Consider the following 7,473-nt stretch of genomic DNA (forward strand, 5'->3'; position numbering starts at 1 on the left):
GGCCGCGCGGGCGGGAAGCCGCTCGTACCTGGTCTTACTGGGGTTCTCCGTCCATTCGGTCAGGGACCGCGGATAGCGCGTGCCGCTTACCGGACAACGCCTAGCTGATGCCGTCGGTGGTCACCAGCTCGGTCAGGCCGGAGATCTTGAGGACCGGGCCGAGCAGCGGTGTGGCGACCAGCAGCCGGATCCGCTCGGCGTTGACGAAGAGCACCGTCAGGCCCGCGCTGTCGAGGTAGTCGACGCCGGTCAGGTCGAGCACCAGCGGTTCCTCGCTCGCCGAGGTGAGGGCCTCGGTGAAGGTGTCGGCGTTGTTCATGTCGATCTCGCCGGTCACGGTGAGCACCGGGCTGCCGTCCTCGCGACGGGAGGTGCTCAGGGTCAGGGGCGTGGTCATGCGGGGATCCTCGCGTGCATGTCAACGGTGGTGCCCACCGTGTTCGACTCGACAGTGACCTGGTCCATCAGGGCGCGCATGAGCGTGATGCCGCGCCCCCGGTGCGGGTTCGCGGCGGGGTCGGGCAGCTTCCAGGCGCCGGTGTCGGTGACGGTGACCCGCAGGTCGTCGGCGGTCGCGGCGGCGCGCAGCACCACTGTGCCGGTGGCCTGGCGGTAGCCGTGTTCGATCGCGTTGGCGCACGCCTCGCCTGCGGCCACCAGCACGTCCTGCACCTGCCGCGTCCCCAGGCCCGCCCGCTCCAGCCAACGGCGCAGGGTGGCGCGGACCGGGGCGAGGCCACCGCTCTCGGCGGGGAAGGTGACCTGCAGCGGCGCCGGGTTCCGGTAGAGCAGCAGGGCGACGTCGTCGTCGAAGCCCGCCGCCGGGGCGAGCCTGGTCATGATGTGGGTGGCGAGCTCGTCCACCGGGATGGCCCGGCCCTCCTGCACCACCGCCGCCGCCTGGTCCATGCCCACGGTCAGCGAGCGCCGCCGCCGTTCGATCAGGCCGTCGGTGTAGAGCAGCAGGGTGGCGCGCGGTGGGAGTGCGTACTCGGCCTGGCCGCGCTCCGCTGACGGCTGCACGGCCAACGGCAGGGAACGGCCTTCCTGCAACAGCAGCGTGGTGCCGTCGGCCCGGGTGACGATGCCCGGCGGGTGGCCCGCGCTCGCGTACACCAGGTGGCCGGTCTCCGGATCGAGCACGCCGCAGAAAACCGTCGTGCAGATCGCGCCGGAGAGCCGCGCGGCGAACCGGTCGAGGGCGACCAACGTGTTCGCCGGGCCGGTGTCCTGCAACAGCAACGCGCGGCAGGCGCTGCGCAGCTGGCCCATCACGGTCGCCGCCTTCAGGCCCCGGCCGACGCAGTCGCCCACCACGATGCCGATCCGACCGTCCGGCAGCTCGACCGTGTCGTACCAGTCGCCGCCCACCCCGAGCGGCCGGGTGGCGGGCTCGTAGCGGACCGCGAAACCGTCGGGCAGGTGCGACGGGCCGAGGATGGCCCGCTGCAACGCCAGCGCGGTCTCCCGCTGCTGATCGATCTGGTGCGCCCGGTGCAGGCCCTGGCCGAGCCTGCCCGCCAACAGCGCGAGCAAGGTCTGGTCCTCCGCCGAGAACGGCCGGTTCTCCCCCAGGTCGATCCACACCGCGAGCAGTCCGCGCGGGTGCTCCAGCGTGATCCCCGCGCTGCCCGCCTCCCGCACCGCCACGGTGAGCAGGGGCTCGTCGCGCAGGGCACCGATGGCGTCGCGCAGCGGCCGGGGCAGCCGTTCCCAGCGGTCCTCGGGGCCGGTCGAGAGGACCTCGGGCTGCTCGGAGTCGCCCAGGGTCACCGCGAGCACCCGGTCGGCCCGCCACAGTTCGCGCAGCAGCGCCAGGGTGGAGCGCAGCGCGTCGGTCAGGCTCTCCGCCTCCGACACGCGCAGGCTCAACGCCGCCAGGGCGGTCTCGCGCTGCACCGCGTAGTGCTCGGCGGTGACGTCGCGGAAGGTCCCGACCACGACCCGGCGGCCGGAATCGGGGTCCTCGACCCAGGAGAACGACGCGGCGGCCCAGAGGCGGTGGCCGTCGCGGTGCTCGACCGGGGCGATGTAGCTGCCCTTGGCCTCCGTCGCGATCTGGCTGAACGCCGCGCTGGTGAGCCGGTAGGCCTCCGGGTCGGTCTCCTGGTCCGGCCACCACGGGTGCACCGGCCGGTACGGCAGGTCCTCGGGGCCGAAGCCGAGGATGTCGGTGAACGCGGTGTTGATCTCGATGACCGCGCCCTCCTCGTCGCACACGAAGAACGCCTCTTGCAACGAGTCCACAAGAGCGGTGCGCCACTGCGCGTGGTGGTTGCGCAGGCGGGACAGCTCAACGTTCGCGCGCACTCGGGCCAAGAGGTCCGCCGCAGCGAAGGGCTTGACCAGGTAATCATCGGCGCCCGCGGCAAGACCTTCGATGGAAGCCTCTTGCCCCGCGCGCGCGGACAGCAACAACACCGGTACACCAGCCGTTCGCGACTCCGCGCGCAGTGCGGTCACGAGGGAGAGACCGTCCAGGCGCGGCATCATCACGTCGCTGACCACAAGGTCCGGGGCGTTCGCGCGGACCTGTTCCAACGCCTCCTGCCCGTCCACGACCGCGGTGACCTGGTACCCGCCGGAGCGGAGCAGCCGCGTGAGGTACTGGAGCATGTCGGCGTTGTCGTCGGCGACCAAGACCCGGGCGGGTTTGCTCGGACCAAGCGCCGACGCGGGGACCGCGCCACCGACGACTACCGAACCCGCGAGGTCGTCGCTGTCATCGCGCTCGCCGTCGGGCAGCCAGCGCAACGCCTCTTGCACATACGGGTCCGCGCTGGCGAAGACCGCGTCCTGCGCGCCCGCCGGAACAACGTCCTCGGCGGGGAGGTGCTCCACACCCAACGGCAGCCGGATGGCGAACGAAGTGCCTTCGCCCGCGGTGCTGCTCGCGGTGATCGTGCCGCCGTGCAACCCGACCAGCTCGCGGACGAGCGCCAACCCGATGCCACTGCCCTCGTTGGACCGCGACCGCGCGCTGTGGATGCGGTGGAAGCGCTCGAAGAGCCGGGGCAGTTCGTTCTCGGCGACCCCGATGCCGGTGTCGGCGACGGTGACCACGGCGTGCTCGCCGTCGCGGGCGACCGACACCCGGACCGAGCCGTCGAAGGTGAACTTCACCGCGTTGGACAGCAGGTTGAGGATCACCTTCTCCCACATGCCGCGGTCGATGTGCACCGGCTCCCCCAGCGGCGGGCAGTCGACCTCGAAGGCCAGGCCCGCCTTCTCCACCGCCGAGCGGAACACGCTGGCCAGCTCCGCGGTGACCGCCGAGAGGTCGACCGGCTCGTACCGGGCGCGCATCCGGCCCGCCTCGATCCGGGAGAAGTCGAGCAGTGTGTTCACCAGCTTGCCGAGCCGCAAACCGTTGCGGTACATCACGTCCAGCTCTTCGCGGACCCGCTCGTCGGCGTCGGCGAGCACCCCGCGCAGCTCCTGCAGCGGACCCATGATCAGCGTCAGCGGGGTGCGGAACTCGTGGCTGACGTTGGAGAAGAACAGCGTCTTGGCCCGGTCGAGCTCGGCGAGCTCCTCGGCCCGGCGCTGCTGGGCCTCATAGGCGATGGCGGCGTTGACCAGGTCGGCGGTCTGCCGGGCGACCAGGGTCAGGAACGACCGGTACGCCTCGTCGAGCGCGCGGCGCACGCTGACCGCGAGGACGACCACGCCGATCGTCTGCCCGCCGGTCTCACCCGAGAGCGGCAGCACCACCGCGCTGGTCGGGGTGGTCTGCCAACCGCCGGAGGGCAGCGGCGGGAACCGGTCGGCGACGTCGGTGACGGTGATCGGCTCGCCGGTGCGCAGCACCTCGTCGACCGGCCAGCCGTGCGGCCCGTGGGCCACCGTCAGCGGATCGGTCTCGCGCGGCCCGAGGGCGGCTAGGGCGAGCTCGTCGGTCCCCGGTTTGCGCAGGTAGATCGCGATGAACGGGACGTCCTCGGCGCCGAGCACATCGGCCACCAGCCGACACGCCTCGGCGACGCTGCGGGCCCGGCCCGCCTGGGCGCCGAGGTCCTGCAGGACGCCCAGCCGCCGCTCCCCCACGACCCGCTCGGTGGTGTCGCTGACCGCGGTGAACACGCCGCGGACGGTGCCCTCGTCGTCCTGCAGCGGGCTGTAGGAGTAGGTCCAGTAGGTCTCCTCCCAGTACCCGTGCCGCGACATCGGCAGCATCAGGTCCTCGGACCAGGTGGCCTCGCCGGAGGTCATGACGGACTCCAGCATCGGGCCGATGATGTGCCAGATCTCGGCCCAGACCTCCTCCCCCGGCTTGCCCAGCGCCGGGTGGTTGGTGCCCAGCAGCGGCAGGTAGGCGTCGTTGTAGAGGAAGCGCAGCCGCGGTCCCCACCAGACGATCATCGGGAACCGGGAGGTCAGGCAGATCCGCACCGCCGTGCCGAGGCTGGCGGGCCAGTCCTGCGGGCTGCCCATCGCCGAGTCCGACCACGGGTGTGCCCGCATCCGGCGCGCCATCTCGCTGCCCCCGGGGAACACGAGGTCGCCCGGCTTCTCATCCCGCACGAGGAGACAATACGGTGAGCCCCGGCGCGCCGCCGGAACACGGTGAACCCCGCCCGAGCCGATCCCGCCCAGTGGCCTCCGGTGCCTCGGACAGGCACCTCGCACCGGGCCGCGCCGCCGCAGTGCCGCCGCCGAGCGGCGGCGGCCCGTCCGGGCTCACGGCTCCAGGCGCAGGATCAGGGACTTGGCCCCCTTGGTCAGGGTGAGCGCCCGGCCCTCGATCGAGTAGGCCACCTCGCCCTCGACCACCGCCACCACGGCGCTCTCCAACACCCCGCGGTCGTCCGCACAGGCCATCCTGGTCAGGATCGGCGCCTCGATCACCAGGGTCTGGCCGTTCTTCTTGTACGGCGCGGACCCGCTGTTGCAGCCGGTCTCGATGGCCACGGTGTCCGCGCTGAAGCTGAGCGACGCGGTCGCGGTGCCCGGGGGCGAGGAGGCGGTCGGGCCGTCGGTCAGCGAGTCGACCGTCCAGCGGGCACCCTCCAGCGGGGCGGTCCTCTGCTCGGCGAGCACGATGCTCGTGGTGGTCTTGGCCAGGGTGAGCTGTTCGCCGTCGAGCTTCCAGGCCGGCTTCGCCTCGAGGAACCCCACCAGCCAGGCGTCCTGGTCGTGCCGTGGCTGGTCGCAGCCCATCTCGGTGGTGGCCAGGCTCCCCACGTCGAGGGTGCCGCCGGTCAGGTCCACCCGGCCGGAGATGGTGTTGCAGCCGGCGTTGGCGACCAGGGCGCCCTCGGCGAACCCGATGGTCAGCGTGGTCCCGGCGACCAGGGCCCGCGGCGCGGCCACCGAGGCGGTGAAGGTGCGGCCGTCCGGCGTGGGACCGATCTGGGTGGTCGGCCCAGGACCGGCACCCGGGTCGGTCCGGGTCCCCGCCTGCGCACAGCTGACCAGGACCAGGGCGGACGCGGCGGTCACGCCGATGCTCAGGAGTCGACTTCGCATGTACCGGGGACGGAACGAACCGGTTCCCGGGTTGTCCGGTTCGGCCGGATTAATTCCGACGCTCCCCCACCCGGGCTCGGGTACGGTCCGCCGAATGGCTGCCGAACACCCCGGGCCGGTCACCTCGGCCGACGTGGACACCGCTGTGCACCTGCTCGTCGACACCGCGAGCACGGCGCTGGACGCCGATTGGGATGCCCCGGCCGGGGCCCTGGACTGGAGCTGCTGGGAGACCTGCGAACACCTCGCCGACAGCCTGTTCTACTACGCCGCCCAGTTGTCCCCGCGGGTACCGCCCGCCGACGCGCCCGTCCCGATGGGCTGGGCGAAGCGCAGGCCGGGCGGTCCCGAGAACCTGATCTTCGCCGACCGCGAGGCGGGCCCGGCAGGCGTGCTGCGCGTGGTCGAGGTGTGCGGCGCACTGCTGGTGGCGATGGTCGATACCCGACCGCCGTCCACGCGCGCGCACCACGTCTTCGGCCAGTCCGACCCCGAGGGCTTCGCGGCGATGGGGATCGTGGAGACCCTCGTGCACGCCCAGGACGTCTTCGACGGCCTCGGCCTGGACTGGGAGCCGCCCGCCGCGGTCTGCGCGCGCACGCTGGCCAGGCTGTTCCCCAACACCCCGCCGGACACCGACCCCTGGCAGGCGCTGCTCTGGGTGACCGGCCGCACGGAACTGCCCGGACGCCCCCGACTCACCGACTGGCGCTGGTACGGCACACCCCATAAGTCCACTGTGGACTAGTCTGTTCTGTTCGGCACCAAGCGAATCGAGCAATCCCCTGTGCGCGGTCACAGCACGCGCTACCATCGCTGAGATGGTGGCGCCGCATTCCGACTGCCGGCGTCCAGCCGATCGCCAGGGGGTACGGAAACTATGCGCGCGCTCAGGAAAGTCGCGGCCGCAGTGCTGCTGGCCGCCTCATCGGCAGTAGTGACCCAACAACAAGCCGGCGCGGAAGCGGATGGCGCGACCGCCACCCACCTGCCGCCCTACTTCGCCGTGATCAGACCGGTCACCGCACAACGACTCGGCAAGAGCTGGCGCCCCGGCTGCCCGGTCGGACCGGAGAACCTGCGGCTGATCACCCTCACCACCCTCGGCTTCGACGGCCGGGCCCACCGCGGCGAACTCGTCGTCGCCGACGCTGTGGCACCGGAGACAGTCCGCATCTTCGGCGACCTGTACCGCCACCGTTTCCCCATCGAACGGATGGAAACGGTAGAGAAGTACGACGCAGATGATGACGCGTCCATGGCAGCCAACAACACTTCCGCCTTCAACTGCCGCCCAATCACCGGCGGCACCGAGTGGTCAAACCACTCCTACGGCCGAGCAGTGGACATCAACCCGGTCCAGAACCCGTACATCTCCGGCAGTGGTGCTGTGTACCCACCCAACGGCGCCCCGTACGTCGACCGCACCCGGACAGACCCCGGCCTGATCCACGCCGGCGACCACACGGTGCGCACGTTCGCCAGGCACGGCTGGGACTGGGGCGGCACTTGGACCACTCCGATCGACTACCAACACTTCGAGAAGCCCCGATCCTGACACCACCAGCACTTCCAGAAAGCTCCTCACCACCCTCATCACCCCTAGCCCCAGTCCCAGCCCCAGCCCTTGCCCTGCCCTGCCCTGCCCTAGTCTTGCCCTTACCCTTGCCACCTGCCTCCTCCCTCGCCTCTCCCTTTTCACTTCCCCCTTGCCATTTCTTTTTCTCTTGCATCTTCCCTTCAATCCCTAAAAGCCGTTCCGCTGGTACGCAAGACCCGTTACGTTTGTGCTCGATTGGGTGGACTGCCTTCGTGTGGGGGGAGAGCACCGCTAAACTTGCCGTGTGGTGGGGATGCCCTTCACCCCACGCTTTTCCCCACCGCGGTGCTCTAGGGGCCCCGCGCGAAGGTAGTCCAGCCAATCGAGCCCCGCTCTTACTCGGGCAGCTCGTGGGGTGTGCCGCACGCCGACCTACGGTCGACCGTCTTCGGCGGCTCATCGCT

General features: G+C 71.1%; 5 protein-coding genes. 2 read left to right on the forward strand and 3 right to left on the reverse strand.

What is annotated here, in order from left to right:
• Positions 1 to 100: 100 nt before the first annotated feature.
• The 3 genes from QSK30_RS32985 to QSK30_RS32995 form a co-directional block, all read right to left on the reverse strand.
• Complete coding sequence (locus QSK30_RS32985) at positions 101 to 397, reverse strand: STAS domain-containing protein (protein ID WP_285509001.1); 297 nt, start codon at positions 395 to 397, stop codon at positions 101 to 103.
• Positions 394 to 4,524 carry a SpoIIE family protein phosphatase gene (locus QSK30_RS32990; RefSeq protein WP_352231659.1) on the reverse strand — a complete coding sequence of 1,377 codons (4,131 nt, stop codon included), beginning with the start codon at positions 4,522 to 4,524 and terminating at the stop codon, positions 394 to 396. Before QSK30_RS32990 ends, QSK30_RS32985 begins: the two co-directional genes overlap by 4 nt.
• Positions 4,525 to 4,680: 156 nt before the next feature.
• The gene (locus tag QSK30_RS32995; RefSeq protein WP_285509002.1) at positions 4,681 to 5,469 is read right to left on the reverse strand and encodes an META domain-containing protein; all 789 of its coding nucleotides are present in this window, start codon (positions 5,467 to 5,469) and stop codon (positions 4,681 to 4,683) included.
• 94 nt (positions 5,470 to 5,563) lie between these two features.
• Here QSK30_RS32995 and QSK30_RS33000 point away from each other — a divergent pair, with 94 nt between their 5' ends.
• Positions 5,564 to 6,217, forward strand: coding sequence for a maleylpyruvate isomerase N-terminal domain-containing protein (locus tag QSK30_RS33000; protein WP_285509003.1), 654 nt, complete (start codon positions 5,564 to 5,566; stop codon positions 6,215 to 6,217).
• Positions 6,218 to 6,349: 132 nt separating this feature from the next.
• A complete protein-coding gene (locus QSK30_RS33005; protein ID WP_285509004.1) occupies positions 6,350 to 7,027 on the forward strand; it encodes a M15 family metallopeptidase in 678 nt (225 codons plus the stop codon).
• The last annotated feature ends 446 nt before the right edge of the window (positions 7,028 to 7,473 follow it).

The organism is Actinokineospora sp. NBRC 105648 (genome assembly GCF_030269645.1).
In the GTDB taxonomy this organism is placed as follows: Bacteria; Actinomycetota; Actinomycetes; order Mycobacteriales; family Pseudonocardiaceae; genus Actinokineospora.